This window comes from Roseateles sp., assembly GCF_049240545.1.
In the GTDB taxonomy this organism is placed as follows: domain Bacteria; phylum Pseudomonadota; class Gammaproteobacteria; order Burkholderiales; family Burkholderiaceae_C; genus Paucibacter_A.
Window position 1 is genome coordinate 1 of the sequence record NZ_JBMLSK010000304.1, and the last position, 25,455, is coordinate 25,455.

Annotated in this window: 26 protein-coding genes and 1 pseudogene; 12 read left to right on the forward strand and 15 right to left on the reverse strand. The window is 61.5% G+C overall.

Going from position 1 to position 25,455, the window contains the following annotated elements; all coding sequences use genetic code 11:
- The coding region (locus tag ACOVRJ_RS19095; RefSeq protein ID WP_422045434.1) for an ESPR-type extended signal peptide-containing protein at positions 1–127 on the reverse strand (127 nt) is incomplete at its 3' end.
- Between the two features lie 664 nt (positions 128–791).
- Between ACOVRJ_RS19095 and ACOVRJ_RS19100 the strand changes: the two genes are divergently transcribed.
- Together ACOVRJ_RS19100 and ACOVRJ_RS19105 are read left to right on the forward strand one after the other, a co-directional pair.
- Positions 792–1,310, forward strand: coding sequence for a hypothetical protein (locus tag ACOVRJ_RS19100; RefSeq protein ID WP_422045412.1), 519 nt, complete (start codon positions 792–794; stop codon positions 1,308–1,310).
- A 152-nt stretch (positions 1,311–1,462) separates the two neighbouring features.
- Positions 1,463–1,642: pseudogene (locus tag ACOVRJ_RS19105) on the forward strand (acetyl-CoA hydrolase/transferase C-terminal domain-containing protein); the annotation flags it as partial.
- A gap of 249 nt (positions 1,643–1,891) precedes the next feature.
- Here ACOVRJ_RS19105 and ACOVRJ_RS19110 read toward each other — a convergent pair.
- Complete coding sequence (locus ACOVRJ_RS19110) at positions 1,892–2,254, reverse strand: ATP-binding protein (protein ID WP_422045413.1); 363 nt, start codon at positions 2,252–2,254, stop codon at positions 1,892–1,894.
- Positions 2,255–2,314: 60 nt separating this feature from the next.
- Positions 2,315–2,983: a PEP-CTERM sorting domain-containing protein gene (locus ACOVRJ_RS19115; RefSeq protein ID WP_422045414.1), complete on the reverse strand. Its 669-nt coding sequence runs from the start codon at positions 2,981–2,983 to the stop codon at positions 2,315–2,317.
- A 1,010-nt stretch (positions 2,984–3,993) separates the two neighbouring features.
- Between ACOVRJ_RS19115 and ACOVRJ_RS19120 the strand changes: the two genes are divergently transcribed.
- The 5 genes from ACOVRJ_RS19120 (at position 3,994) to ACOVRJ_RS19140 (ending at position 8,742) form a co-directional block, all read left to right on the forward strand.
- Positions 3,994–4,383: a helix-turn-helix domain-containing protein gene (locus ACOVRJ_RS19120; protein ID WP_422045415.1), complete on the forward strand. Its 390-nt coding sequence runs from the start codon at positions 3,994–3,996 to the stop codon at positions 4,381–4,383.
- A gap of 175 nt (positions 4,384–4,558) precedes the next feature.
- On the forward strand, positions 4,559–5,239 hold the full coding sequence (locus ACOVRJ_RS19125; RefSeq protein WP_422045416.1) for a DUF3348 family protein: 681 nt from the start codon (positions 4,559–4,561) through the stop codon (positions 5,237–5,239).
- Positions 5,236–7,542, forward strand: coding sequence for a hypothetical protein (locus tag ACOVRJ_RS19130; protein ID WP_422045417.1), 2,307 nt, complete (start codon positions 5,236–5,238; stop codon positions 7,540–7,542). Before ACOVRJ_RS19125 ends, ACOVRJ_RS19130 begins: the two co-directional genes overlap by 4 nt.
- Positions 7,535–8,212 carry an OmpA family protein gene (locus ACOVRJ_RS19135; protein ID WP_422045418.1) on the forward strand — a complete coding sequence of 226 codons (678 nt, stop codon included), beginning with the start codon at positions 7,535–7,537 and terminating at the stop codon, positions 8,210–8,212. Before ACOVRJ_RS19130 ends, ACOVRJ_RS19135 begins: the two co-directional genes overlap by 8 nt.
- Positions 8,213–8,274: 62 nt before the next feature.
- Positions 8,275–8,742, forward strand: coding sequence for a DUF2894 domain-containing protein (locus tag ACOVRJ_RS19140; RefSeq protein WP_422045419.1), 468 nt, complete (start codon positions 8,275–8,277; stop codon positions 8,740–8,742).
- A gap of 72 nt (positions 8,743–8,814) precedes the next feature.
- Here ACOVRJ_RS19140 and ACOVRJ_RS19145 read toward each other — a convergent pair whose 3' ends face one another.
- Complete coding sequence (locus ACOVRJ_RS19145; protein WP_422045420.1) at positions 8,815–9,708, reverse strand: dienelactone hydrolase family protein; 894 nt, start codon at positions 9,706–9,708, stop codon at positions 8,815–8,817.
- 222 nt (positions 9,709–9,930) lie between these two features.
- Between ACOVRJ_RS19145 and ACOVRJ_RS19150 the strand changes: the two genes are divergently transcribed.
- Genes ACOVRJ_RS19150 through ACOVRJ_RS19160 form a run of 3 tightly spaced genes read left to right on the forward strand, consistent with a single transcriptional unit; the run spans position 9,931 to position 13,898 of the window.
- Complete coding sequence (locus tag ACOVRJ_RS19150) at positions 9,931–11,361, forward strand: aldehyde dehydrogenase family protein (protein ID WP_422045435.1); 1,431 nt, start codon at positions 9,931–9,933, stop codon at positions 11,359–11,361.
- Between the two features lie 12 nt (positions 11,362–11,373).
- Positions 11,374–12,297: a collagenase gene (locus ACOVRJ_RS19155; protein WP_422045421.1), complete on the forward strand. Its 924-nt coding sequence runs from the start codon at positions 11,374–11,376 to the stop codon at positions 12,295–12,297.
- A 26-nt stretch (positions 12,298–12,323) separates the two neighbouring features.
- Positions 12,324–13,898 (forward strand): dipeptidase, encoded by a 1,575-nt coding sequence (locus ACOVRJ_RS19160; RefSeq protein WP_422045422.1) that lies wholly within the window; start codon positions 12,324–12,326, stop codon positions 13,896–13,898.
- Positions 13,899–13,902: 4 nt separating this feature from the next.
- Here the strand turns inward: ACOVRJ_RS19160 and ACOVRJ_RS19165 are convergent, their stop codons facing one another.
- From ACOVRJ_RS19165 to mltG, 7 genes are all read right to left on the reverse strand, one after another.
- On the reverse strand, positions 13,903–14,139 hold the full coding sequence (locus ACOVRJ_RS19165) for a hypothetical protein (RefSeq protein ID WP_422045423.1): 237 nt from the start codon (positions 14,137–14,139) through the stop codon (positions 13,903–13,905).
- Positions 14,140–14,302: 163 nt separating this feature from the next.
- The gene (locus ACOVRJ_RS19170) at positions 14,303–14,938 is read right to left on the reverse strand and encodes an ankyrin repeat domain-containing protein (protein WP_422045424.1); all 636 of its coding nucleotides are present in this window, start codon (positions 14,936–14,938) and stop codon (positions 14,303–14,305) included.
- Positions 14,939–14,981: 43 nt separating this feature from the next.
- Positions 14,982–15,761, reverse strand: coding sequence for a TatD family hydrolase (locus tag ACOVRJ_RS19175; protein ID WP_422045425.1), 780 nt, complete (start codon positions 15,759–15,761; stop codon positions 14,982–14,984).
- Positions 15,762–15,825: 64 nt separating this feature from the next.
- Positions 15,826–16,251 carry a PilZ domain-containing protein gene (locus ACOVRJ_RS19180; RefSeq protein WP_263536316.1) on the reverse strand — a complete coding sequence of 142 codons (426 nt, stop codon included), beginning with the start codon at positions 16,249–16,251 and terminating at the stop codon, positions 15,826–15,828.
- Between the two features lie 55 nt (positions 16,252–16,306).
- Positions 16,307–17,356 carry a DNA polymerase III subunit delta' gene (gene holB, locus ACOVRJ_RS19185; protein WP_422045426.1) on the reverse strand — a complete coding sequence of 350 codons (1,050 nt, stop codon included), beginning with the start codon at positions 17,354–17,356 and terminating at the stop codon, positions 16,307–16,309.
- Positions 17,350–17,961 carry a dTMP kinase gene (gene tmk / locus ACOVRJ_RS19190; protein ID WP_422045427.1) on the reverse strand — a complete coding sequence of 204 codons (612 nt, stop codon included), beginning with the start codon at positions 17,959–17,961 and terminating at the stop codon, positions 17,350–17,352. The genes holB and tmk overlap by 7 nt, the downstream gene beginning before the upstream one ends.
- Positions 17,962–17,981: 20 nt before the next feature.
- Entirely contained in the window at positions 17,982–18,974 is a 993-nt protein-coding gene (mltG, locus tag ACOVRJ_RS19195; RefSeq protein ID WP_422045428.1) for an endolytic transglycosylase MltG, read from the reverse strand.
- Positions 18,975–19,041: 67 nt separating this feature from the next.
- Between mltG and ACOVRJ_RS19200 the strand changes: the two genes are divergently transcribed.
- Both ACOVRJ_RS19200 and ACOVRJ_RS19205 read left to right on the forward strand, forming a co-directional pair.
- The gene (locus ACOVRJ_RS19200; RefSeq protein WP_422045429.1) at positions 19,042–19,974 is read left to right on the forward strand and encodes a YgfZ/GcvT domain-containing protein; all 933 of its coding nucleotides are present in this window, start codon (positions 19,042–19,044) and stop codon (positions 19,972–19,974) included.
- A complete protein-coding gene (locus tag ACOVRJ_RS19205; RefSeq protein ID WP_422045430.1) occupies positions 19,971–20,315 on the forward strand; it encodes a DUF4936 family protein in 345 nt (114 codons plus the stop codon). The genes ACOVRJ_RS19200 and ACOVRJ_RS19205 overlap by 4 nt, the downstream gene beginning before the upstream one ends.
- Here ACOVRJ_RS19205 and ACOVRJ_RS19210 read toward each other — a convergent pair.
- The 4 genes from ACOVRJ_RS19210 to aceA all read right to left on the reverse strand — a co-directional run.
- Entirely contained in the window at positions 20,302–21,201 is a 900-nt protein-coding gene (locus tag ACOVRJ_RS19210) for a YbgC/FadM family acyl-CoA thioesterase (RefSeq protein WP_422045431.1), read from the reverse strand. The two genes, ACOVRJ_RS19205 and ACOVRJ_RS19210, sit on opposite strands and share 14 nt — an antisense overlap.
- Positions 21,198–22,109 (reverse strand): alpha/beta hydrolase, encoded by a 912-nt coding sequence (locus ACOVRJ_RS19215; RefSeq protein ID WP_422045436.1) that lies wholly within the window; start codon positions 22,107–22,109, stop codon positions 21,198–21,200. The genes ACOVRJ_RS19210 and ACOVRJ_RS19215 overlap by 4 nt, the downstream gene beginning before the upstream one ends.
- Positions 22,110–22,307: 198 nt before the next feature.
- On the reverse strand, positions 22,308–24,038 hold the full coding sequence (locus ACOVRJ_RS19220; RefSeq protein ID WP_422045432.1) for a diguanylate cyclase: 1,731 nt from the start codon (positions 24,036–24,038) through the stop codon (positions 22,308–22,310).
- 409 nt (positions 24,039–24,447) lie between these two features.
- Positions 24,448–25,455, reverse strand: a 1,008-nt coding sequence (aceA, locus tag ACOVRJ_RS19225) for an isocitrate lyase (RefSeq protein WP_422045433.1), incomplete at its 5' end; no start/stop codon positions are given.

Sequence of the window (25,455 nt, forward strand, 5' to 3'; positions counted from 1 at the left end):
CACCAAACGCCTGCCCACTCGGGCTCGCCCCGCTGGCAGCCTTGCCTTGCGCGACGGCATGCTCACCGACAGGCACCAAAGCCCCGAGGCGGGTAGAGAAAACGGTCTTGAAGCAACGTGCGTTCATGGTCTTCCTGCAACTACAACGAAGCTCTGCAAAATCAGAGTTTCATAAGTATCATTTTTACCATTTACGCAGGATGAGAGGCTATTCTTGAGAGAACCCAAAAGTCTCACTCCTGTGACAAATTCAATCGATTTATCAAGAGACCGCAGTGCTTGATGGGGCATGTCTGCATTGGGTGTCAAGGAAAGGCCTGCCCTTGGCGTCGCGACGCTGCCGCTGGCCAGGCGCCACTAGTTGCCCATAACTTGATGTACCTGGGAGTGCGCTTTGCCCCCCGCCGCGACAAACGCGCCAGCCCTTAAGAATGCTTAAGAGTGAGCGGCCCATGAAAAGGCGAACATCTGCCCTGTCAGCTGTGAGAGCTCGGTCCTGTCGGACGCGATCGAGTGCAGCGCCCCCAACGCAGACAAGGTGGCAACCGTTGCAAGCTCATACCTCCAACTGACAGTACGGCGCCGACCCGACGGCAAGTCTCGGTCTTGCGGACTTCTGAGTTGTTACTCGAGTTACCGCGACATACGCGTGGACAGCCTCGGTCAGGGCGTCCCGGGTACCAGATCGATTCATCCAATAGGACACAGAGCACAACTGGCGCTGCTCTGTATAGACCCTTTCTTGGGGAAACCCAAGCGACCTGTGTTTTTTGCTTGAGGCTTTGCTGTAAATGTCCTATTCGCTTCTGAGGTTTCGCGTCCATGGAGGCCTTGCGGTCGGAGCTCCCTCTGGGCTCAAGACTTGTCTGTTTCTGCTTGTGGTGATCCCAATACTTGTAGGACTGGGATCCACCGCGATAGCCTGGGCTCTCTTGCAAGCCGGCGTTTCCTTTGAGGAGTTCCAGGCCCTGGAGATCAAGATCGCAGAAATGCCTGTGTGGCAAGCCTATGGGCTTTACGGACTGCTGTTCCCCGTGCTCGAAGTGCTGGGCATGGTCGGGGTGTTCGTTGCGCTAGGAAAACACGGCACCCATCGATACCTTGCAACGATTTTTGCCGCTCTGGCGTTTGCCTTGTTTTCTCTTCAGCAAGGCTGGGGCGTGGCCCTCATCGCCTTCTACAGCGGACTGATCTTTTTGGCGGCCTATCAAAGCTTGCGAAAAGCCACCCAAGCGTCTGGCGCCTGTTTCGGTGTTGTTCTGGTGTACGCGCTCAACAACATTGCGTCGCTGATCTTCATTAGGACTTGATCAGGCATGGGGAACCCGCGTGTACAAATTGCCCAAGCTGAACTGTTGTTCGCGGGTTTGTAGCAAAAGGCAGGTTTGGCGCACGCAAATTGAAAGCTACCAAGTAAACCGTCGCCGCCGGCCAAAGAGTGCACATTGCTGTTGCACAGCAATCTTCGGCTACGCATGTCAGCACCAGCAAGAACGATGTGGACTATGTGGTGACCGAGTTTGGTGTGGCGCGCTTGCGAGGGCAGTCAGCGGCGCAACGCGCCGCTGCGCTGATTGCAATTGCCCACCCAGACTTCCGCGCCGAGTTGCGCGCCCAGGCCCGGCGCATGCGTTCGCTTTGAGTCTAGGGCGTCATTCCGATCAATTGAGGCACCTGTTCCGATTCAAACTGACTTCCCATTCAGATGTGGCCACGTCGGCCAAAAGCTAGTCCCGTCGAGCAGGTTTCTGCGGTTTTGAGCGACTCCAACGTGCCCAAAGCTGAAGTTGACCTGCAAGCAACAGGAGCATCGAAAGTTGGTGGTGTCCTTCAGAATCGAGACTTGATACCCGCCATTGCGAGAATACCCATGCCTCGCCGAGGCGCCGACTCAGCAGCGCCTCGGCTGAGGCCGGGCTATTGGTTGCCGTGGCCTCGTTTCTGCCATGCCGTGAATCATGGAGGTACAGCCCATGCAGGGCGGGCTTCCTCCGCCGCACGCGCCACCCATCCGTTGCGTCAGCCGCTTGCAAATTGCCAGCTCATGTGCTGTGCCGTCGAACTTGCGGGTGATTAAGGCGTCAGCCTGTCCGAACGCCTGGAACAGGCGCCGAAGGGTCTTGGCCTTGATCTCGATGCCTTCGCCCGAGAACTGCACGAGCGGTTCATCTCGGGAGCCTTCCGGCAGCTTGGCACGCAATGTGATCGGGCCACTCTTGGTAACCTTGATGGCGTTGCCAGCAAAGTTAGGCAAGATCTGCCTCGCCAAAGCGGTGCCTCCCGGCGGCCGCGCTGCCGGGATGACACGAAAGACTCAGGCGCGGCTGCCGATGGGCTCGCAGGCACGGGCACCGGCCGTGCGGCGACGACCCAGCGCGAGGCCGACCAGCGCAACACCCACCAGGGCCAGCGAGGCGGGCTCGGGCACTTGGTTCGCCGCCCCGTTCAGGCGAAACGCGCCGACGACGGAGTTGCCGAAACTATCTCCAGCGGTGCCTTCGAGCGCGCGGAAGTCACCCTGCGTCCAAGCCGCGTTGGCGTTGTTGAAGAAGAAGTTCTGGTTCGATTTGCCATTAAACGAGAATTCGAGCAGGTAGTTCTTGCCGACGGCCAGATTGACGTCCGTGGTGAAGTCGATCCACTGCAGTCCGTTGGTCGTGACGGAACCGCCGCCGGAGGCCACCGTGCTCGTCCTGCTGAAATTGCCCGAACCGGCGCTGATCTCGTAGAGGCCGTAGTTCAGCGTGATGTTGGTCAGATTCTGGTAGAGGCCGACGCTGCTGACGTGCTGCTGTGATGTGACGTTGAAGCCGATGCCTCGCCCCCCAGTCCAAGCGTCATTGAAATTGGTGGTAAAGACCTTCCCTGTTGCGTCGTTCGGCGGAACGAAGGCAATGGGGGCGGCGCTGGCAGCGATGGCCGACAGGGCCAGCACCGCGGCGGCCGTGGCACGAACCGTGAAGTTGAAGTTGAAGTTGATCATGGGGCTGTCTTGGACTAAGTTGGGGGGGGATTTTGGGAGGTGCCACCGCATTGAGCAAATATCAAGCCAGGAATTGGATGCTCAATAAAATCAGGCACTTGCACGCCGTACATGGCGGTGAGGCCGCCCTGGTCGCGCCGGGTGTAAAGTTTTCCGACACCAGAAAAGCGCGGTGCAGGCGGCGCGCCTAGCCGACCATAAGTTAGTGCCACCGGGCAGGGCTAGGCACAGCAGCAGGCTCATGGGACGGGCGTGAATGATCACGGCCGTCTGGTGCGGACGGCTGCGTCGAGCCGTCTCCTAGCGGCCGGCTTGAGGCTGAACCACTGTGCCGCGCTCGTCGGCCCGTGCGGTCACTTTCAGCCGGCGCAGTCGAACACTTTCTGCGCCGCCACCAAAGAAGACGAGGTCTGAGTCTTGATTGTGAAGGACCTCAACCAACTTTTCGACGTTCCAGATACCCTCCGGGCAACGACCGGTATGGGCACATAGCGGGTACCGAGGATTTGAGAACTACCCCTTTCTATGAGGAGCAGACTTGGTTTCTCAAGGCCGATCCACCAATCAGCAGGCGGTCACCAAACCCTGCTTGCCTGATTCGGTGCTCGAGACGGTGTAGCCAGCTGCAACGTTGTGGCGCGGGGCGGAATAAATTGGCCCCCTTAGACCCGTTCATGCCTCGGGCGTCTTTCTACGTTTTTGCGCCGCAGCAATCTTGGCTTCGAGCTTAGCAATTACCTGTGCTGCGGGTAAACACATTCCCGCCTTTTGGGGTCATATGACTTGAACTCACATCGGCACTCATTTGCGCTTGCCATCGAAGCAAACGCAACATCAGATCATCCAAACGGCTCGCTCTCTGGAAGTTTCAGTAAAAGCAAACGCAACGCAGAGCTAGCAAATCCAAATGCAACGGGTTTTATAAAAATTTCACCGTTTTCCCTCCAAAAGGAAACGCAACAGCGAACCCTAATTCCCTTGACTCGAACAATCGTGAAACTGCACGAAGGGTGGATCAGCGCCTTGAAACTCGTGCCGCACATGGGAGAAAGCTCAAATCCCTTTACCGGTATTTGGGCTTCACCGCATCCACCCTGGCTTCCTATTTGAGAGTCTCCGAAAGAACGGTCTATCGCTGGCAGCGCTGCGGCGATGTCCCGTTCGCTGTGATCCGATTGCTTCGGGTCATGAGCTACCAGGAACTGCCAGGAAAGACCTGGGAAGGCTGGCACTTCAGTCGAGGCATGTTGTGGGCGCCTACCCCTTGCACAGCAAGTACACCGAGGGACAGGCTTCCAACTGGCCAGGTTTGCTGCTGTGGTCGCTGTTGTGGCTACAGGCGTGCCATGGGCGGCAGGTGGCACTTCGCATGCCGGAGCCGCCGGGGCAACATGCACTGACGCCCCGGGTAGCGGCTGACTGGTGTGCCCGCTGGTGGCGGGAGGCTCGGGTGTTGTCTCAGGAACTGCGCTTCAGGTGCGAACGCAGCTTTCGGCCCAGGCGGCCGGGCAATGCTGAAGTCCTTCACTAAAATGCGCGGCTTTCAGTAACAGCAGTTGGCGTCGGCTTCCCCGAATGCACCCCATTTCCAAGCCGCTACCGCCTTCTCCCCCCGAGTCACTGTCTCGGCTGCTACGGCAATGGGGCATCACGCCAGGCTCACCGCCACCGGCAGCTGAACGGCTGGGGTCCTGGTTCGGGTGGGCGGATGCAATCGAGATCGCCCAAGTGTTGACCACGCCTCCAGGGAAAGCGGCTTCTGAGGCCGCTCGCATCAAGGCTATGCATGGGGCCAGCGCCGATCTGGAGCAGATGCAGGCCGAATTGGTTTCGAGCTTCAATCTCATCGAGTTGGCCTCTGAGTCCGAACCGAAAGCCGATGGCGCAACACTCACGGAACTGCTTGCACCCTATTTGCAGCATTTCGCACAGCAGCAGCGGCTGATCAAAAGCCGCACCTCCACGTTCCGAATACGCCTGCGAGCCGACCTTGCGCGCGCATCCGAGCAACTCACACGCCTTGCTCAGTTGGACGAATACATCGAGCGAGCCATGGAAACGCCCCAATTGCGCGCCATGGCTGGGCTTTCTGCCGTGCTGGAGGCGCGAGCGCAGAAACACTACGCCGAAGATCCGCTTCGTTGGCGCACCCGTCTCCGGACAGACCTGCAACGATTGTTGCGGGCCGAGCTGGATCAAAAACTTCAACCTGTGCTGGGCCTTATTGAGGCCTTGAGCACCCACAGTCCCTCATGAACCGATCTCTCAACGCCCTCTACCCTATCGCTATGGCGGCCGGTCTGGCCGGCATCGCCGGCGCCGGGTTGGCCGCCGCAAAAAATCACCCCATTGCACTGGCCATGGCGGTGTTGATCGCTGTCTTTTTCGTCATCGGCGCATGGGAGCTGGCGGCTTTTCGGCGGGACAGCCGTGCTTTGGCTGCGGCCACAGAGCGCGAAGTGAATGCCGATTGGATTCTCTCTGTGCCGGTCACCCTGCGCAGTGCTGCACAGATGCGTCTGGATGGCCAGCGCGTCGCCCTGCCAGGCTTGGCCTTGGCGCCAGCGCTTGCAGGGCTGCTGGTGCTGTTGGGCATGCTTGGCACCTTCATTGGCTTGGTCATCACCTTGAGTACGACGGCCAGCGCACTAGGCGCTTCCGCTGACCTGACCGCTTTGCGCTCTGCGCTGGGTGCGCCGATCCAGGGACTTGGCTTGGCCTTCAGTGCCAGCGTAGCCGGCGTCGCCGGCTCCGCCATGTTGGGTCTCATGGTGGCCCTGGCTCGCAGGGAGCGCGCGGCCTGTGGTGCGCTGCTGGATGTCGCTCTGTTGGGGCGCCTGCGGCCGCTGACGGCTGCATATCGGCGCGAGATTGAGCAGCAAGCCCTGCATGCAGCGGCGACGGAGCGCGAGAACTCCAAGCAACTGGAGATGGTCACCCTGCTCCAGCAATTCACCGAGCGCATTGCTGAGCAACTGTCCGCCCAAAACAGCCGCTTCCACTGCGAAACCAGCCAAGCCTATGCCGCGTTGGCCAGCAGTGTCGACGCCACCCTGCGCAGCAGCTTGGTAGAAGCGGCTCGTGAGGCAGGCGCTGCAATTGAGCCCGCAGCCACGGCGGCGATGGCCGCCATCGCACAGGAAGCCGCATCCTTGCATGAGCGCGTCGGCTCGACGGTGCATGATCAGTTGAGCGCGCTCGGCCGCAGCTTTGAGGAGGGTGCCGAGCGCATTGCTCATCACCATGGCCAAGCTGCACAGGCGCAATCCACCGCGCTGCGAGAGCAGCGGGAACTCGCGCTGCAGTTCCTAGAAGACGCGGGCGCGGCCTCGCAGCGCGCCAGCGAACTCCAAGCACAGCGCTCGGCCTCGGATTCGCAAGCGATGCTCACAGCGATCGACGCGATGGCCACACGCCACCAAGCGGCGCAGGCGCAAGCAGATCAAGCGCGATGGGCTGCGCTTCAAGCTCATCTTGACGCGCTCACCGAGCAACAGAGCGCAGCGCGAGAACTTGTGGCCCAAGCCGCTCAGCAGTTCGCCACGCAGACGCAGGTCCTGCTGGACCGTGTCTCGGATGGGCATGCCCGACAACTCGCCCTGCTGGCCGAGCTCGATGCGCAACGCCGCGCCGAGGCCTTGGCCGACGCGAGAGCCATCAGCACACAGCGCGAAGGCGTCGAGCACTTGCTGTCCACGCAGCGCGAGGAAGCTCTGCAAATGCTGCGCGACAGCGAAGCGCGTGCGCGACAGACCTTGACCGAGATCACCCGCCTAGGTGCCGAGCAGACCCAGGCCGGCGTCACGGCCCTCGCCGATGCCTTCACTCGATTGCAGGCGAGCAAGGAGTCCAGCGACGCGCAGCAGCTTGCGGCATGGCGCGCTGAGCTGGCATCGGTCGGTGCCGCACAGTTGCAGCAGCAACAAGTGCTGGCCGACGATTTGTTGGCTAACACGCGCAGTCTGGTCGAACAGGCCGAGTCCTATTCTCAAAAGACCCTGGCTGAGGCCGGCGCCGTGTTGCAAGCGGCGGGTGCCGCGCCACGCGCAGCCGTCGAAGTCGTCAGCGCCCTGCGAGAGCAGCTCGCCCAAAGCCAGGCCCAGGACCGCGCGGCACTGCTGGAACGGACTGAGCTGATGGGAACGGTGTCGACGCTGCTGGCGTCGCTGCAACAAGCAGCAGGGGAACAGCGCGCCGCCATTGATTCGCTGGTGGATCGTTCGGCCATTCAGATCGAGGCCTTGGGCCAGCGCTTCACAAGCTTTGCGGAGACCTCGGGCCAAGCGCTCGCCGAGGCGGCCACAAACTTAGCGGCCAGCGCTGCCGACGTCGCCAGCGTGGGCGAAGGCTTTGGCGAGGCCATTGAGCAGTTCCAGGGGGCTAATGCGCAACTCATGCAGCACCTCGCTGCGCTTGAAGAGCGCCTGTCGGCGTCGATCACGCGAAGCGACGAACAGCTGGGTTACTACGTGGCGCAGGCCCGCGAAGTCATCGACTTGTGCCTGGGCTCGCAAAAGCAAATCCTGGATGCGCTGCAAGGCGCCGCACGCCATGGATGAGCAACTGGAATATGAGCATGAGGGCACAGGCGCTTCCGCTTGGGCGGCCTTCGGTGACTTGATGGCCGGCGTGCTGGGCGCCTTTGTTTTGGTACTTGCTGCTGCCTTGGTCGGGCAGTTGGATCTCGCCACTCAGTTGCAAGCCGAAGTTCAGCAGCGCATCGCCGAGCAGAACCGCCGGGAAGCCCTGGAACGCGCCCTGGCGGGCCCGCTGGCGGATGGCCGTATCACGCTGGTGGAGGGCCGAATTGGCATCAACAGCGCGGTGCTCTTTGCAACGGGCTCGGACCAGTTGCTTGCCGAGGGCCGTGCGCTACTCGCTGCCTTGGCAACGCCGCTGCGCACCTACCTCGCGCAACGCGATGAGATCTTGATGGTCAGCGGCTTCACCGATGACCGGGGCGTCGTCGCGGGCATGCAGTTCGCCGACAACTGGGATCTTTCGGCCAAGCGGGCGCTGAACGTGACGCGGGCTTTGTTGGCGGACGGTCTTCCACCCGACGCGGTTTTTTCTGCAGCATTCGGATCGCAGCAGCCGGTGGCGCCCAATGACACTGCGGCGGGGCGTGCGCTCAATCGTCGCGTAGAAATCGCGCCCACACCGCGGCCGCGGCGAGCCACTGCGGCCGCGGAATCTGCATCGGCATCGGCATCTGCTTCTGCGCCGTGAGCCCTATCGAAGATCCTGTCAATTGGGTCGCTTCGCAGCGAGCGGACCCGGTGCGCCGACGCATGTTGCACGCACTCGCCCTGCGCGCGGCAGCCCAGCCCCCAGGCGCTCTGCGAGACAAGCTGATTGCAAAGCTACAGCAACGTGCGACGCGAGAGCCGCTGGTTCAGCAGAAGCAGCACTATCCCGGCCTCGGCAATCCGATGGCCGAATTGCTTGCCTTGCTGCAGCTGGATGCGAGCCCAGAGTTGCGCCAGGTTCGCATCCACCACAGCACCTGGCGCCAGCTCCGCGTCGCTCAAAGCATTGCCGAACTCCAGGCGCCGGTTACCGGGCATTTGGGGCCCCTCAATGGCCAGGCACTAGCCACGCGCATGCTCCAGCAGGTTCAGAGCCTGGCGCCAGACTATCTGCTCAGACTGTTCACGCAGATGGATGCGATCTCCGCCTTGGATCAGATGCAGGCTGCCGGCGAGGCCGAAAGACCCGCACGCGCACTCAAGAAAAAGGCCCCAGCGCGGCGAGCCTAAGCCTTTGCGCAATGCGGGCCGATATCCGCTTTGTGCTAACTCAAGCGACCGGCGGCATTGCTGCCAACTGAGCTAGCCTAGATTGGACTTGAGAAAAGCCACCGTGCGTTGCCAGGCTAAGCCGGCAGCCGCAGTGTCATAGCGTGGCGTGGTGTCGTTGTTGAAACCGTGCTGAGTCCCTGGGTAGATGTGAGCTTCATAGCGAACGCCAGCGGCCTTCAGCGCGGCCTCGTACTTCGGCCAGCCAACATTGATCCGCTCATCTTGTTCGGCGTAATGGATCAAGAGCGGCGCCTTGATCTTGCTCACTTCTGCTTCGGGCGGTTGCCCCCCGTAGAAGGGCACCGCGGCAGACAAGTCAGGCATTTGAGTGGCCAGGTAGTTGGCAATGCTGCCCCCAAAGCAGAAACCAAGGACGCCGACTCGCCCGTTGCCTTCGGCAAAGCTCTGCAGGCCTCGGGCTGCGGCGACAAAATCGGCGCGTGTCTTGCTGGCGTCCAACTTGCCAAAGAGTTCGCGCGCCTTGTCTTCGTCACCCGGGTAGCCTCCCAGGGGTGCCAAGGCGTCGGGAGCAAAAGCCAAGAATCCCTCCAAAGCCAGGCGGCGCGTGATGTCTTCGATATGGGGATTCAAGCCGCGGTTTTCATGGACCACCAACACCGTGGGCAAGCGCCCTTTTGCCGCGGCGGGTTTGGCCAAATAGCCCTTGACCTCACCCGAGCCCTCCACGGAGGGAAAGCTGAGGCGCCGAGTCTGAAGCCGAGCATCGTCCGCCTTGACCTGCTGCGCTTGGGCGAACTGCGGGCTCAGGCTGGCCAACAAAGCAGTAGCCGCCGCCGCGCTGCCGGCGTAGCGACTGGCTTGGTCCAGAAATCCGCGGCGGCTGAGGTCGCCGTGCACATAGCGATCAAAGAGTTGCAAAACCTCGGGCTGGAAGTCCCGGCTGCTTAACGGTGGCGTCTTCATGGGAAGCAATCCTTTCGGGTGATCGTCAATTCGGGCCCTTGACAGGTGCAAGGCTGTCGGGCGCCCATGTCGGCAAGTGAATCGCCGCGGGCGCTCGGCCTGCCGCTTGATTGTGTGGGTAAGCATGGCGCGCGACACAAACCTGCAGCCAATCCATCTAATATATTTATGATATTCTTGATTTGATATCGACTGAACCCGCCTTGACACATGAGCACGCACATGCACGCCAACTACATCGCCGGACAATGGGCCGAGGGCCCGAGCCAGCGCAGCAATATCAACCCCTCCGACACCCGTGATCAGATTGGCCGCTACGCCCAGGCGGACTTGAACCAGGTCGAACAGGCTATCGAAGCCGCACACACGGGGGCCCCGGCCTGGGGTCTCAGCAGCCCGCAGCAAAGAGCCGATGTGCTGGACAAGATTGGCAGCGAAATCCTGGCCCGCAAAGAAGAATTTGGCGAGTTGCTCTCGCGTGAAGAAGGCAAAACCCGACCCGAAGGCATCGGTGAATTCGCACGTGCCGGTGCCATCTTCAAGTTCTTTGCACAAGAAGCTTTGCGTCTTCGCGGCGACAAGCTCGCTTCGGTTCGACCTGGCTTGGAAGTGGAAGTGACGCGCGAACCGATCGGTGTGGTCGGTCTGATCACACCTTGGAACTTCCCTGCAGCCATCCCGGCCTGGAAGATCGCGCCGGCCCTGGCCTATGGCAATGCCGTCGTTTTCAAACCAGCAGAGCTGGTGCCCGGCTCGGCCTGGGCCATCAGCGAAATCATCAGCCGCTCCGGCCTGCCTGCTGGTGTCTTCAATCTGGTGATGGGGCCGGGCTCGGTGGTCGGCCAAGCGCTGCTGAGCGATGCCCGCATTGATGGCCTGAGCTTCACCGGCTCGGAAGGCACTGGTGCGCGCATTGCCCAGGCTGCCGTGCAGCGCGGCGCCAAGTTCCAGTTGGAGATGGGTGGCAAGAACCCCTGCGTGGTCTTGGACGATGCGGACTTGGACACGGCCGTGAACTGCGTGGTGCAGAGCGCTTTCTTCTCGACCGGCCAACGCTGCACCGCAGCCTCGCGCATCATTGTTCAAAAAAGCATTTACGCCCAGTTTTTGGAGCGTTTGGCAGCAGCCACTCGGAGTTTGCGCGTGGGCCACGCCCTGGCCGCCGACACCCAGATCGGCCCCGTCGTCGATGAAAGCCAGCTGGCCCAAGACCTGCACTATATCGCCATGGCCAAGGCTGAAGGCGCGCGCCACATCTGCGGCGGCGAGCAGTTGAAGGCCGACACGCCGGGCCACTTCCTCAGCCCAGCTTTGTTTGCCGACTGCGACAACCGCATGCAGCATTGCCAAGAAGAGATCTTCGGTCCGGTGGCCAGCGTCATCCCGGCCGATAACTATGAGCATGCGCTGAGTTTGGCGAACGACACACCGTTTGGTTTGTCCAGCGGCATCTGCACCACATCGCTCAAACATGCCACGCATTTCAAGCGTCACGCCCAGGCCGGCATGGTGATGGTCAATGTGCCCACGGCTGGGGTGGATTACCACGTGCCCTTCGGCGGCCGCAAGGCTTCCAGCATGGGCTCTCGCGAGCAAGGCACGTATGCCGCTGAGTTTTTCACCACGGTCAAAACCACTTATCTGCAAGCCTGAAGCGCCATGTCCATGCCTGCCCTGCCCTCCATTTCTGCTGGCTTGCTCGCAGCAGCGGCATTGCTGCTGAGCGCATGCAGCTCGGTCTCACCTACATCGTCATCTACGCCTGCGCCAGTCGCAGGCTCGGTCGATCAGATCTTGAACCGCAGCCACCGCTGCAGCGACTCCTTGAGCCTGCGTTCGCAAGCGCTCAACACCAGCCAAGAAGCCGCCATCTGCTCAGAGTTGGCGCTGGTAGAGCAACGCTTTCACAGCGTCTTCAAGACCTTGGGGCGACCGGTCAAGGGCGACCTGAACCATTCGCTGCGCGCCAGTATCTATGCCTCGAACGAAGACTTCAGCCGCTATGCCGGCCAGCATTTCAATATGCCCATCGACAACGGCGGCATGTATCTGGAAGGTCTGCCCGACCAGCCCGGCAACCAAGCGGAGTTCATTGCCAACCAGCGCAAGGACGGCAGCGTGCGCAATCTGGCGCATGAGTATGTGCATTACCTCGATGGCCGCTTCAATCTGCACGGCGACTTCTGCGCTGTTTTGCATGACTCGCATTCGCCACCGGAGAACTGCGCTCGCCCCGCACCGCTCACGCCTTACTTGGTCTGGTGGACCGAAGGCGTGGCCGAGTACATCGCCCATGGCGACAAACTCAGCGCTCGCCAGCGCGAGGCCGCCACAGCCAAGACCTTTGCGCTCAGCCAGTTGTTTGACACCGGCTATGAGGCCAATACCGGCGAAGCGCGCGTCTACAGCTGGGGCTATTTGGCGGTGCGCTTCATGATGGAACGCCACCGCACTGAAATCGAGCAAATGCTCAGCCTGACCCGCGTGGGCGACTATCCTCGCTACCAGGCCTTGGTAAAGCAATGGGACAGCAGCTTTGACGCCGAGTTCGCCGCCTGGTTGACTGAGTTGTTGGCGCGCCCGGTCTGAGCGCAAAGAAGCGGAGGTTTGCTCGCATGTGTACCGTGATTGCCATCGGCCCCCAGGCCAGCGTGGATGGCTCCACCTTGCTGAGCCACTCCGATGCTGGCCAAGACTCTCGCGTGCGCAAGATTGCGGCCCAAGACCATCCGCCGGGCACCAAGGCTCCGGTGCACTTCGGCTTGCAAGAGATCACACGGCCAGATCTTGACTATTTCGGCGAGGTGATTGGCGAGATCGAACAAGTGGCGCACACCTACGCCTACTTTCACTCGGCCTATTCGCATATCAACGAGCACCAGCTGGCCATTGCCGAGAGCACCACCTCGCAACGCCCCGAACTGCGCTGCGAGCGCGGCCAGGGCGAGCAAATCATGACGGTCGAGCAGGTCATGGTCTTCGCCCTGCAACGCTGCCGCAAGGCGCGCGAGGCGGTGGTCTTGATTGGTGCGCTGATGGAGGCCCATGGCTTTCTCAGCTCCTGCGGAGATGGCAGCGAGCTGCTCTGCATTGCCGATCCCGAAGAAGTCTGGGTGATGGAGCTGCTGGGCGTGGGCCAAGGATGGCGCAAGGCCAGTGGCGATCCGGGTGCCATCTGGGCGGCGCAGCGCATGCCAGCCGACCATGTCTTGATCGTCGCCAACTGGAGTGTTTTGCGCGAACTGGATTTGGACGACCGCGCCAATCTGCTGGCCTGCGCCCATGTGCAGGGTTATGCCGAAGCACGCGGCTGGTACACACCAAGCTCGGGTCAGCGCTTTGATTGGCGCCAGGCCTATATCCCTTTGCCGCGCGAATGGGCCAGCTCAAGGCTGTGGCTTTTTTATTCCGATGTGGCGCCGAATCTGCGGCCCTGGCCGGAACGGCGCCTGGGCAGCGACGCCATGGACTGCTTGGATGCCTATCACCAGGTGGTCGAGCCGCTGGAAATCTACCCGTTCTCGGTCCAGCCTGAGCGGCGACTCTCACTGCAAGATGTGATGAATTTTCATCGCTCCACCTTTGAGGGAACGATTTACGACATCACCGCCCAGCCAGCTTGGCAGGTACCCGATGCGAATGGTCAAGTCAGCAAAAGCCCTTTGGCCACGCCCTTCCCCAGCCCGGATCAGCGTCGCTTGCTGCGGCTGACGCATAGACGGCCGGTGGCCCGGCATTTTGGTTACTACAGCGGCATCTGTCAGCTGAGGCAAGATCTGCCCGAAGACATCGCCGGTGTCTATTGGCTGGCCTTGGGCAACCCCTTGGTCAGCACCTGGGTGCCCATGCATCTGGGCATAGAGGCGCTAGACGCGTGCTTCAGCAGTTACGAGCCTCAGCGCTTCGACGAAGGCTCGGCGCGCTGGTGCATCGAGTTTGTCGACAATCTGATGCAGCTGCGCTTTCAGCAGGCGCTGCCACTGTTGCGCGAGATGCGCGAGGCCTTTGAGGCCGAAAGATCCACCGAGTGGCGGGTCTTGGAAGAAGAGTTGCAAAAAGAGCCGGACGTTTCAAAGCGTGCTCAACGCTGCACTGCGTTCGCCCAAGCGGCGATGGCGGCGGTGCCCCACTTCTATCGTTCGGTCCGTGAACGGCTGTTGGTTGACTTGAACCACTGCCGTACGAGCTAGGCGCTCAGGCGTTGACGATGTCTTGCTCGTCCACGCAGCTCAGATCTTCTTCTTCGGCTTCGTCAACCATGCGATCGAAGTCGGCGTCGGCCAGCTTGTTCTTGGCGATCAGCGGCTTGTCCAGCGGACGATAGACGCGGCTGTGCAGGCGATTCAAACGGTCCGAATGTTCCATGGCGCGGAGCACTTGCTCGGGGTTGAGCAGCATGGCGAAGGGGCTGGCGATTTGGGTATTCAGCATGATGAGACTCCGTTGGGCTTTCGTTTCAGGATGTAAGCCACTGTAGGGAGTCTGGCCTTGGCGACCTAGTCGGGGGGCGGCCAAAGCGCGTGTCAGGCAAAGTCTTACGCCACTGCTGGTGTGGCGTGTGCCTTTTGTAAGGCGGTCGCGGCCATCTGCGCCATCAGCGCAATTGAGGCATTAGCTTTTGATGCACGACATCGCGCCCGGCCTTGATGGCAAAGTCCGCCGCAGCCAAGCCTTGCTGATTGCGCAGCGAACCATCGGCGCCAGCCTTGAGCAGCAGCGCCGGCAGGTCAATGGCACCATAGCCGGCCGCCAGCATCAAGGGCGTGCTGCCATTGGGCGAGCGGGCATTGATGGCGGCGCCCTGCCTCAGCAACCAAGCAGCTACGCCGTTGTCAGGGCCGCTGCAGGCGTAGTGCAAGGGAGTCCAGCCTTCGCGATTCACGGCAGCGCCGCGCTTCACCAGTTTCTGCACCCAGTCCAGCCGCCCTTTCAATGCCGCCAACATCAGTGGGGTTTCGCCCTTGGCATTGGGACTGTTCACATCGAGCGTGGGGGCGTTCAGCAGGCTGTCCATGGCCTTGCTGGAGTCTTCACGCATGGCGATATCGAGCGCCAAGCGACCCCGTGCATCTTTGACGTTGGGGTCGATGCCTCGCAGCAGCAAGCGGGTGACGTTATAGCCATCATCCAACTCGGCGGCCATCACCAAATCATCGATGGGCGCGGCCTGGACCGCCATGCCACTCAACAAAGCAGCGAGGAGAAGAACACGCGTTTTGGACTTGTTCATGGGTGCGAACCAAGAGAGCAATAGAACAGCCAGAACCGGGCGCTCAGTTCAGACCAAACAAGCGCCGGGTATTGGCGCTGGTCTGCGCGGCCAACTCGGCAATCGACACCCCCTTCACCGCCGCCAAGGCGGAGGCCACATGCGGCACATAAGCCGGGCTATTGGTCCGGCCACGGTAAGGCACGGGGGCGAGGTAGGGGCTGTCGGTCTCGATCAGCAAACGCTCCAGCGGCAACTGAGCAGCCACGTCGCGCAAGTCTTGCGCGTTTTTGAAGCTCAGGATGCCGGAGAAGGACACGTAATAGCCTCGTTCGATGGCGGCCAAGGCCACGTTAACGTTCTCGGTGAAGCAGTGGAAGACCCCGCCAGCTTGCTCACCGCCTTCTTCATCCAAGACCCGCAAGGTGTCGGCCGCGCTGCTGCGGGTGTGGATCACCAAGGGCTTGGCGGCTTGCCGGGCGGCGCGGATATGGGTGCGAAAGCGCTCGCGCTGCCACTCCATATCGGCCTCGATACTGCGACCGTTCAAGCGGTAATAGTCCAAACCGGTTTCGCCAATCGCCACCACCTTGGGGTCGGCGGCGGCTGTGACCAGCTCTTCAACGCTGGGCTCGTAGACCTCTTCATTGTCGGGATGCACACCAACCGTGGCCCAGAGCTGCGCATGCTCGAGAGCCAAGCCCTTCACCACCGGAAACTCTTCCATCGTGGTGCAGATGCAAATCGCCTGCTCCACCTGGGCCGTCATCATCTCGGCCAGGATCTGGGGCAGCTGGGCGCGCAGTTCAGGAAAACTCAGGTGACAGTGGGAATCGATGAACATGGCAGCAAGCAGCCTAGGGAAGGAAAGGAAAGCAGCAGACGGACGCGGCGGCCCGCCCGGCAAATCAGATGGTTTGGGTGGGCTTGGAAGACGAAATCTGGGTGCCCAGAATTTCTTCGATCTTCAGCTTGATCAGGCGGCTTTTTTCATCCGAAGGAAAGCGCACGCCCACACCCTGGGTGCGGCCGCCCGAGGCATTGGCTGGGGTCAACCAAGCGATCTTGCCTGCGACCGGATAACGCTGATTGTCATCAGGCAGGGCCAAGAGCAAATAGACGTCTTCGCCCAGGCGGTACTCGCGGTTGGTCGGCACAAACAGGCCGCCATCGGTGAAGACCGGCATATAGGCCGCGTACAAGGCGCCCTTCTCCTTGAATACCAGCTGGATCACGCTTGGCCGCGGCCCCACCGCCGGCACATTGGTGGTGGGGAGGTCGGCTTTCAGGCCGGCAGGCCCGTTCGCGGGAGTCTTGGAAGGCAGATCGCTCATGGAGGCCAAGTGTAGCGAAGCCTTGCGGGTGTAAAGCTCAGGAGCAAAGCTCAGATCAAGTCCGCCGGGGCATGGCATCCCGCAAGGCCTGCTGACCCTGAGCCACCAGCGACTCCATCAACAAGCCCGCGTTCAGCGGATGCTCGGCATGCCGGGCAGCCCGGCGCAGCGCCTCGTCCCAGCTGTGCAGCGGCGCGCTGAGTTTGGGCGTGGGCAAGGCCTCGGCCGGAAAGTAGCTCGGCGCAGCGCCATGCGAACGCCGGATCAGGTCGTGGCACAGGCGCTGCAAAGCGTCGATGGCACGCGGCTGCGGCCAATCAGTCAGGGCCTGGGCTTCGCCGCGCGCCACGCGTTGGGGCAACTGCTGCCAAGCGGCAGCTCGTAGGCCAGCTTCAAACCAGTCACGCGCTTCTTGCGGGCGACCGCCGGCGGCATCCAACAAGACTTCAGCGCCCTCCACGCCTTGCTGTTTCAGCCAGGTCAGCGATGCGGCACGCTCGGGCAAACCCAGCGGCAGCGGTTGGCAGCGGCTGCGTATGGTGGGCAGCAAAGCTTGCGGGGCGCTGCTGGCCAGCACAAAGCGCAAGAGGCCAGCGGGCTCTTCCAGGGTCTTGAGCAAGGCATTGGCGGCCACGGTGTTCAAAGCCTCGGCCGGATAGACCACCACCACCTTGGCGCGGCCTCGCGCCGAGGTGGCTTGGCTGAAACTGAGCATGGCGCGCACCGCATCGATCTTGATCTCGCGGCTGGGCTTGGTCTTGCTGGCCTTGGGTTCACCATCACGGCCGACATCGGCGTCCAGCGCCCAACCCAGCTGCTCGCGCAAGGCGTCAGGCAGCAGCAATAGAAAGTCGGGATGGGTATGCGACAAGAACAGATGACAGCTGGCACAGTCGCCGCAGGCGCTGCCGTCCGCCTGCCGGTTCTCGCACAACCAAGCTTGAGCCAAAAGCAGGGCCAAATCGAACTGCCCCACTCCCGCCGGACCTTGCACCAGCAAGGCATGCGAACGAGCACTGGCGAGCGCCTGCACCAGCGGCTGCTTCAGCCAGGGCAAGGCCTGAACCAAGGGGGCGTCAGGCCGATCGGTGGCCGGGCTCACCATCCGCGCGACTCCATCACAGCATTGATTTGTGCGGCCACCTCGGCCACCGTGAGGCTGGCGTCGATGCGGGCAAAGCGTTCTGGCGCAGCGGCGGCCCGGGCCGCATAGCCGGCGCGCACACGCTCAAAAAACACCAGGTCTTGGGCCTCAAAGCGATCTGCTTGCCGCGCCGCCGCGCGTCGCTGCGCCGCCATCTCAGCCGGCAAATCGAACCAAAGCGTCAGGTCAGGTTGGCGAGTCCCCTGCACCCACTGTTCCAAGGTGCTCAACACCGCCAAATCCATGCCACGACCATGTCCTTGATAGGCAAAAGATGCGTCGGTGAAGCGATCGCAGAGCACCGTCTGCCCGGCCGCCAAGGCGGGCTCGATCAGTGTTTGCAGATGATCGCGCCGACCGGCAAACACCAGCAGCAGCTCGGTCAAGCTATCCATGGGCTGATGCAAAAACAACTCGCGCAAGGTTTCCGCCAGGGGCGTGCCACCGGGTTCACGGGTGTTCAGCACCGAAGCGCCAGCGGCCTTGAGTCTTGCCGTCAAGCTTTCGATATGGGTCGACTTTCCGGCGCCGTCGATGCCTTCAAAACTGATGAATCTGCCTGCCACGTCTGCTTTCGATGGCGGCCTCAGCGGCCGCGCTGGTATTTGTTGACGGCGCGATTATGCGCGGCCAAGTCCTCACTGAACTCACTCGAGCCATCCCCTCGGGCCACAAAGTACAGGGCCCGGCTTTGCGCCGGATGCAGGGCTGCGAGCAAGGAGGCCTTGCCGGGCATGGCGATCGGCGTCGGCGGCAAGCCGCCACGGGTGTAGGTGTTGAAAGGCGTGTCCGTCTGCAAATCACGCTTGCGCAAATTGCCGTCGAAGGCCTCGCCCAAGCCGTAAATCACCGTGGGGTCGGTCTGCAAAAGCATGCCGATGCGAAGCCGATTGATGAAGACCGCCGACACCAGCTTGCGGTCCGACGCGATGCCGGTTTCCTTCTCGATGATGGACGCCAGAATCAAGGCTTCGTCCATCGTCTTGAGCGGCAGGCCTTCGCTGCGGCCGGCCCAGGCGCTGTCCAGATGCTTTTGCATGGCGCGGTAGGCACGCTTGAGCACGGTCAGATCGCTGACGCCGCGGCTGTAGGCATAGGTGTCAGGAAAGAAGCGCCCTTCGGCGGCCTGCCCCGGCGCCCCCAGCAAGGCCATCAACTCGGCTTCGCTCAAGTGAGCGGTGCTCTGCTTGAGGGCCGGTGCTTTTCGCAGGGCGGCGCGCATCTGACGGAAGTTCCAGCCTTCGATCAGGCGCAACTGCTCCAGCACCTCGTCGCCGCGCACCATCTTGCCCAGCAGGTCTCGGGGCGTATCACCCTGGTGAACTTCATAGCTGCCGGCGCGAATCTGCCGCGCCTGGCCCGACCAGCGAAACCACTGATACAGCAGGCGGGCGTCGTCCTGCACTCCCGCTGCGGCCCAAGCCTGCGCCACCTCACGAGGCGAGCTGCCGGCCTCAATCGATAACTCGACCGAGGGTGTGCTCAGACTCAGTGGGGCCTGCAACCACCACCAGCCCGCAGCCAGCGCCGCAGCAGCGGCTAGCAAGAGCACTGTCAACAGCCGGGCCAGATATTTCATTGCTTTCAATGCTCCTCAATGCCCTTATCGCAGGGCCCAGAATGGGGGGCTGATGATAATCGCCCCCATGAACACATTGAATTCAAATCCTGTCCACGGAGCCACTCGTCTGAACGACTGGGGCCTGATTCGTGCCAGCGGCGAAGACGCCGCCAAGTTCCTGAACAGCCAGCTGACGCAAGACTTTGCCTTGCTGGGCCTGAATGAAGCCCGGCTGGCCGGTTTTTGTTCCGCCAAAGGGCGCTTGCAAGCCACCATGATCGGCTGGAAGGCCAGCGAACAAGAAATCCTCCTGGCCCTGCCGGCGGAGGTCTTGCCGGGCTTGCTGAAGCGCTTGACGATGTTTGTGCTGCGCGCCAAATGCAAGCTCAGTGATGCAAGCGGGGAATGGCAGCTTTGGGGCCTGACCGGTACCGACGCCGAGCAATGGCTGGGGGATGCCGCCCCGCAAACCCGTTGGTCGCTCGGCCAAAAAGGGGAAGCCACCGTCATCCGTCTGCCCGAGTCTGGCGCTCAAGCGCGATTTTTGATGGTGCAGGCCAAAGAAGCCGCCGACCCGGCGCTGAACCCGCTCAGCCCCAGCGACTGGCAATGGTTGGCGCTACAAAGCGGCCTGGCTTGGGTGCGCGCAGCTACCCATGAACAGTTTGTGCCGCAGATGCTGAACCTGGAGTTGCTCGGTGGGGTCAGCTTCAAAAAAGGCTGCTACCCGGGCCAGGAAGTGGTCGCACGCAGCCAGTACCGAGGCACGCTGAAACGCCGCACTTTCTTGTACGAGTTGGAGGGACAAGCCTTGCCCGGCCAAGAGATCTTCCACAGCGAAGACCCGGGGCAGCCTGCGGGCTTGGTGGCCGATGTTGCAAGCAAAGACGGCCGCAGCTTGATCCTGGCCGAAACCAAGATTGCCGCCCTTGCCTCGGGCAGCCTGCATCTGGGCAGCATTGAGGGCCCGCTGCTGCAGCCGCGCCCCTTGCCTTACGCCTTGACGGAGCCAGAGTGAGCCAGACCACCGAGACGGTGGAGCTGTACGTCTACTACAAGCTCGATCCGGCCCAGGCCGAAGAGGCGCGACGCGCCTTTGACCTGGGCTTTGCCGCGGGCGTGCGCTTGCTGCAGCGCCAAGACTCGGGGGCTGACGGGTCAGGTTCAACCCTGCTGACCTGGATGGAGATATACCGCGGCCCCAAGGAGGCGGTGTTTGCGCTTGAGGCCCAGGTCGCGCAGGCCCTGGCGCCCTTCATCACTGCGGCACGCCATCAGGAGTGCTTCCGGCCCTTGATGCCCGGAATGCCGTCTATGCCCTTGACACCCGTGGAACCGCAGGACTTCACAAAACCTTGACCATCTCCACATGCCCGATGCCGGCTTCCTCGAATACCGGCCCGCGCTGCACAAAGCCGGCCCGGGCATAAAAGCCCGCCGCCGAGATCTGCGCGTGCAAGAGCACTTCCCGAAAGCCTTGCTGGCGCGCCGCCTGCATCAGCGACTCCAGCACCTCGCGCCCAATTCGACCGCCCCGCATGCTGCGCAGCACCGCCATGCGGCCAATTTTGGCCACGCCCGGCACGTGCGGGAGCAAACGGCCGGTGGCCAGGGCCATGCCAAGGCGGTTGAAAGCCACGGCATGCAGACAGCCCGCATCGGCTGAATCCCATTCCATCTCGGCGGGAATTTTTTGTTCTTCCACAAACACCGTCTGGCGAATGCTGCCGGCCGCAGCACCGAGTTCGGCCCAATCACCCAGCCTCACATCCACGACACGCTGACCCGACTCAAAGTTTTCCATCACCTGGCGCAATGCGGCAGGCACCGACTTGGGGCTTTGGGTTTGAGCATCGGCAAAGCCATAGAGCAACTCAGCTTGAACCAACAGCTCGGAGCCACGAAACACGGCGGCATCAAACTGTATGGAGCTGCCGGCGACTTGACGGCAGCGCAGGGCGATGTCGAGTTGATCGTCAAAACGCGCCGAACCCTGGTAGTCCAGTGTCGACTTTCGAAGCAACAAGAAACCGTCCAGTGCCTTCATGGTCTCCATATCAGGCAAGGTCAGCGCGCGCCAATAGGCGCCGAGCGCGGCATCAAAGTAGCTCAAGTAATGCGCATTGAAGACCATCTTCCGCGCGTCAACCTCAGATGCACGCACGCGCAGCGCTTCGCTGAAGCGAAAGTCTGCGGGCCGCAGGTGCTGCCGGTCTGCATCACTTGGGGCCAGCGCCTTGATCATGCTTGAAATCCTTTTTGAATCGCTTGGGCACATGCCTCCAGCGCGCTGAGCGCTTCAGGGATGGCCCGCCCCATCTTGATGAAGTCGTGGGTCACGCCGCGAAACAGTTCCAACTGAACTTGGCCGCCATTGGCGCGCAGACGATCCGCGTAGGCAATGCCCTCGTCGACCAGAGGATCGCATTCCGCCAGCACGACGCAAGCGGGCGCCAAGTTGGCATGATCCTCGGCCTCCAGCGGTGCAAAGCGCCAATCCCGCTTGTGATGGTGCGGAATGTAGTGATTGAAGAACCACTCGATCGACGCGGAATCCAAGAGAAAACCGTTGGCAAACAGCTTGTGCGACGGCGTATCGGCGTGCGCCGTCGCGCCCGGCGTGATCAGCAGTTGCAAAGCCAGCTTCAAGCCAATATCGCGCGCATGCAAGGCACACACTGCCGCCAGGGTACCGCCGGCGCTGTCACCCCCAACCGCGATGCGCGTGCCGTCCAAGCCCAAACTGCTCGCCGCCTGCGCCAGCCAAGACATCACCGCCCAACAATCGTCCACAGCCGCCGGAAAGGGATGCTCGGGCGCCAGCCGGTAGTTCAGAGACAGGATCGCCGCACCACTGCGCAAGGCCAGTTGCCGACACAAGCTGTCGTGGGTGTCGATGCTGCCAATGGTGAAGCCGCCCCCATGCAGGTACAGCAGGACCGGCAAACCCGGCTCCAGGCTTGATGCATACAGCCTTGCCGCCAACGGGCCTTCGGCACCAGGGACTTGCAAATTGTCAACCCGGGCCAAAGGCGCACGGGGCAGATCCAAAATCTCCGCCCCCATCAGGTAAGCGATGCGCGCCTGCTTGGGGTTCAGGCTGTGGAAAGCCGGCCGATTCGCCCGGTGGATGCGGCTCAAGACGCCCGCCATCTTCGGTGTCAACAAGGTACTGCTCAACAAATACTCCAGGGTTTAGGCTAGGCGCCAAGCTGCGATTTTCACACCAGTGGAGGAATCGACCGAATCCGAGCGCTGTTTGGCGTCATTGGCCGCTCGCTAGCTGAAGATTCAAGCGTAGGGCGCACCTCCCGGAGCTTTACAGGTATCGGCTGCTAGCGGCGTCAAGCCTCACGCCAATTGAGCGTCGCGGCTCAACTCATTCATGCCCCCGGGCCTAGCGCGGGCTGCATCGCCCGCCAGCCTGACTTGATTTCGCCCATCCGCCTTCGCCGCGTACATCGCCTTGTCAGCCTTTTGCAGCATCTCGGCCAAACCAATCCCTGGCTCGTAAACCGCCACACCAAAGCTGGCTGTCACTGGCAATTCTGGTGCGAACTGGAGTTGTTGCTCAAACAGAAGGCGCAAGCGCTCGGCGAGGTGCAGCGCGGCATCTGTGTCAGCGTGGGGCAAAAAGAGCAGAAATTCCTCACCGCCGGAGCGACCGGCGAGATCGCCGTGTCGCAAGGCTTCACGGCAAAGTGCCGCCATTTTCTTCAGTACCTGATCACCGACCGCATGGCCATGCTCATCATTGATCTGCTTGAAGTGATCCAAGTCCAGGCTGATGACCGCGAGAGGCGATCCGTATCGACGAGATTTCTCAAACTCAATCTCGGCCAACTCCATCAAGCGTCGCCGGTTCAACAGACCGGTCAAGCCATCCACTTGCGCCAAGCCCCTCGCTTTCCAATAGAGTTTGGTCATCATGAAGCCGGCGGCCGTCAACAAGGCCAGCAACACACCGGACACAAGCAATCCGATCATCAGGCGATGCTGCTCGCGCTCCTCGTAAGCCAGCCGTGCCGATAGTTGTTCGTTTTGCAGGCGCTGCCGATCGGTTTCGAACTTCTCTCGTATCGCCGCCGTTTTGCCAATCAGATCCAGTCTCGAATGCTCAAGCAAGGCCCGCTCCGAGCGCTTTAAGTGTCGATAGGCCAGTTTAAACTGGCCTAGCGCAGCGTAAGCATCGGCGAGTTCGGCTTGGGCGTCCCACTGCATCGCGGGACTGTCCGTCAACTCGGCCCGGTTCGCTGCGGCCAGGCACATCTGCGCGCCTTCTTCCAAACGCCCAACATCGACGAGTGCCGAACAGAGGTGCGTCAGGCTGTTGATTACACCCGACTCATGCTTGAGCGATTCGCGCAGCGCCAGAGCTTGCTGCAAGGGCTGCAGGGATGCCTGATGCTGCTTGTTGCGACTGAGGAAAAAGCCTTTCAGCAGCAAAGCGTCAGCTTCCCCTTTCACATTTTGACTCTCGCGAAACTGCATCAATACGGGAGCCAATAGTTCAAAGGCTTCGCTCCGTGAGCCAACCATATTGGTCATTTGCGCAATGCCCATACGCGCCTTGGTTTGCGTTTGCAGGGCCCAATCGGGCGCTTGCTTGAGGGCTTCCTTGTGGTAATGCAGGGCTTGTTGATAGTCTCCCATCCCCAGTTGGAGTGCGGCCAGCGCAATCCAAGCTTCGGCCACCAAATCGGTCCGCTCCATCTGTTTGGCGTCTTCAATCAATTGAGTCAAGGCCAAGGTCGCATCGCCATTCTGGCCAAGTTCTCCATCAACCTCCCCCAGGGCCAGTTGTGCGGCCAGACGCACAGCAGGATCCGCAATGTTGCTCGCTTTGTAGCGCAGGGGCTCCAGCACTCTCGCCGCCTCGGCGGCTTTACCTTTGGCTCGGTCGATGCGCGATTGAGCCAGCCGTCGCTCTATCTGCAAATTGGCGTCGCTCGCAAACTCCGCCCTCCCCTCGAGTTCGAGGAGCACTTCCTGCATTTCAGAGTAACGCTCGTAAAGCCCGTGCAATTGCAAACGACGGCGATAGATCTCTGCGGCCTGCGGCAAGCCTGGGGATGAACCCATTTCGCGAGCCAACTGATCCTTAGCTCGTCCATAAGACTCGTGCATCAGGACTGACCAGCTGGCATTCAAATCCTGTGCAGCAGCGCCTGAAGGGCCCAGCCAGCAGCAGCCCAAGCAGAAAAGAAAGCTCCAAACCCGCGTCTTCACACTGATCTCTCTCCGGCTTCGGGTGTGTCACCCCATTGCAAGCTGTCCGCAGAAAAGGCTGACCTCTTGCCTGAGCGGCATCATACTCAGGACGGGTACCCAAAGCATCTTGGGATAGATGTGAAAACGGACTTCAGTGCAGAGGCATTGCATCGATGGGCGGCTGCATACCCGCACCCATAGCAAGTTCCTTCGACGGCCAAGACGAAAGGCCAAAAAAAACCCGGCCTAAGGCCGGGCTTTCATGGCGGGCAGACCTCAATCAACCATGCTTAGCTTCGAAGAACTGCTCGTCTTCGGTGGAACCCTTCAAGGCGGCGGTCGAGGCTTCGCGCTCGATGGTGGTGGTGACGGCGTCGAAGTAACCCGTTCCGACCTCGCGCTGATGCTTGACGGCGGTGAAGCCCTTCTCAGCGGCGGCGAACTCGGCTTCTTGCAACTCGACGAAGGCGCTCATATTGTTGCGAGCGTAGCCATAGGCCAGGTTGAACATCGAGTAGTTCAGGCTGTGGAAGCCGGCCAGCGTGATGAACTGGAACTTGTAGCCCATGGCGCCGAGCTCGCGCTGGAACCTGGCGATGGTGGCATCGTCCAGGTTCTTCTTCCAGTTGAAGCTGGGGCTGCAGTTGTAGGCCAGCAGCTTGCCGGGGAACTTGGCGTGGATGGCGTCAGCGAACTGCTTGGCGAAGGCCAGGTCCGGCTTGCCGGTTTCGCACCAGATCATGTCGGCGTAGGGGGCATAGGCCAGGCCGCGGCTGATGGCTTGATCAATACCGTTGCGGGTACGGAAGAAGCCTTCGACGGTGCGCTCGCCGGTGCAGAAAGGCTTGTCGTTGTCGTCGATATCGCTGGTCACCAGGTCGCCGGCTTCAGCGTCGGTACGGGCCAGCAAGACGGTGGGCGTGCCCATCACGTCAGCAGCCAAACGTGCGGCGACCAGCTTGGACACGGCTTCACGGGTAGGCACCAAAACCTTGCCGCCCATATGACCGCACTTCTTGGCGGCGGCCAACTGGTCTTCGAAGTGAACGCCTGCGGCGCCGGCTTCGATCATGGCCTTCATCAATTCGAAAGCGTTCAGCACACCGCCGAAACCAGCTTCGGCATCGGCCACGATGGGGGCGAAATAGTCAATGTCGTTCTTGCCTTCGGACCATTGGATCTGGTCGGCGCGGGCGAAGGTGGCATTGATCTTCTTGACGACCTTGGGCACCGAGTCCACCGAGTACAGCGACTGGTCGGGGTACATCTCGCCATTGCTGTTGGCGTC

What these genes read in the sequence shown, in the direction of transcription:
- ACOVRJ_RS19215 (WP_422045436.1), bottom strand. Translation starts at nt 22,109, where the DNA reads ATGGCGGGCGTCTTGAGCCGCATCCACCGGGCGAATCGGCCGGCTTTC.
- ACOVRJ_RS19170 (WP_422045424.1), bottom strand. Translation starts at nt 14,938, where the DNA reads ATGAACAAGTCCAAAACGCGTGTTCTTCTCCTCGCTGCTTTGTTGAGT.
- ACOVRJ_RS19165 (WP_422045423.1), bottom strand. Translation starts at nt 14,139, where the DNA reads ATGCTGAATACCCAAATCGCCAGCCCCTTCGCCATGCTGCTCAACCCC.
- ACOVRJ_RS19130 (WP_422045417.1), top strand. Translation starts at nt 5,236, where the DNA reads ATGAACCGATCTCTCAACGCCCTCTACCCTATCGCTATGGCGGCCGGT.
- ACOVRJ_RS19210 (WP_422045431.1), bottom strand. Translation starts at nt 21,201, where the DNA reads ATGATCAAGGCGCTGGCCCCAAGTGATGCAGACCGGCAGCACCTGCGG.
- ACOVRJ_RS19180 (WP_263536316.1), bottom strand. Translation starts at nt 16,251, where the DNA reads ATGAGCGATCTGCCTTCCAAGACTCCCGCGAACGGGCCTGCCGGCCTG.
- ACOVRJ_RS19150 (WP_422045435.1), top strand. Translation starts at nt 9,931, where the DNA reads ATGCACGCCAACTACATCGCCGGACAATGGGCCGAGGGCCCGAGCCAG.
- ACOVRJ_RS19125 (WP_422045416.1), top strand. Translation starts at nt 4,559, where the DNA reads ATGCACCCCATTTCCAAGCCGCTACCGCCTTCTCCCCCCGAGTCACTG.
- ACOVRJ_RS19155 (WP_422045421.1), top strand. Translation starts at nt 11,374, where the DNA reads ATGCCTGCCCTGCCCTCCATTTCTGCTGGCTTGCTCGCAGCAGCGGCA.
- ACOVRJ_RS19115 (WP_422045414.1), bottom strand. Translation starts at nt 2,983, where the DNA reads ATGATCAACTTCAACTTCAACTTCACGGTTCGTGCCACGGCCGCCGCG.
- ACOVRJ_RS19135 (WP_422045418.1), top strand. Translation starts at nt 7,535, where the DNA reads ATGGATGAGCAACTGGAATATGAGCATGAGGGCACAGGCGCTTCCGCT.
- ACOVRJ_RS19160 (WP_422045422.1), top strand. Translation starts at nt 12,324, where the DNA reads ATGTGTACCGTGATTGCCATCGGCCCCCAGGCCAGCGTGGATGGCTCC.
- mltG (WP_422045428.1), bottom strand. Translation starts at nt 18,974, where the DNA reads ATGAAATATCTGGCCCGGCTGTTGACAGTGCTCTTGCTAGCCGCTGCT.
- holB (WP_422045426.1), bottom strand. Translation starts at nt 17,356, where the DNA reads ATGGTGAGCCCGGCCACCGATCGGCCTGACGCCCCCTTGGTTCAGGCC.
- ACOVRJ_RS19200 (WP_422045429.1), top strand. Translation starts at nt 19,042, where the DNA reads ATGAACACATTGAATTCAAATCCTGTCCACGGAGCCACTCGTCTGAAC.
- ACOVRJ_RS19220 (WP_422045432.1), bottom strand. Translation starts at nt 24,038, where the DNA reads ATGGGTTCATCCCCAGGCTTGCCGCAGGCCGCAGAGATCTATCGCCGT.
- ACOVRJ_RS19140 (WP_422045419.1), top strand. Translation starts at nt 8,275, where the DNA reads ATGTTGCACGCACTCGCCCTGCGCGCGGCAGCCCAGCCCCCAGGCGCT.
- ACOVRJ_RS19175 (WP_422045425.1), bottom strand. Translation starts at nt 15,761, where the DNA reads ATGTTCATCGATTCCCACTGTCACCTGAGTTTTCCTGAACTGCGCGCC.
- ACOVRJ_RS19100 (WP_422045412.1), top strand. Translation starts at nt 792, where the DNA reads ATGTCCTATTCGCTTCTGAGGTTTCGCGTCCATGGAGGCCTTGCGGTC.
- ACOVRJ_RS19145 (WP_422045420.1), bottom strand. Translation starts at nt 9,708, where the DNA reads ATGAAGACGCCACCGTTAAGCAGCCGGGACTTCCAGCCCGAGGTTTTG.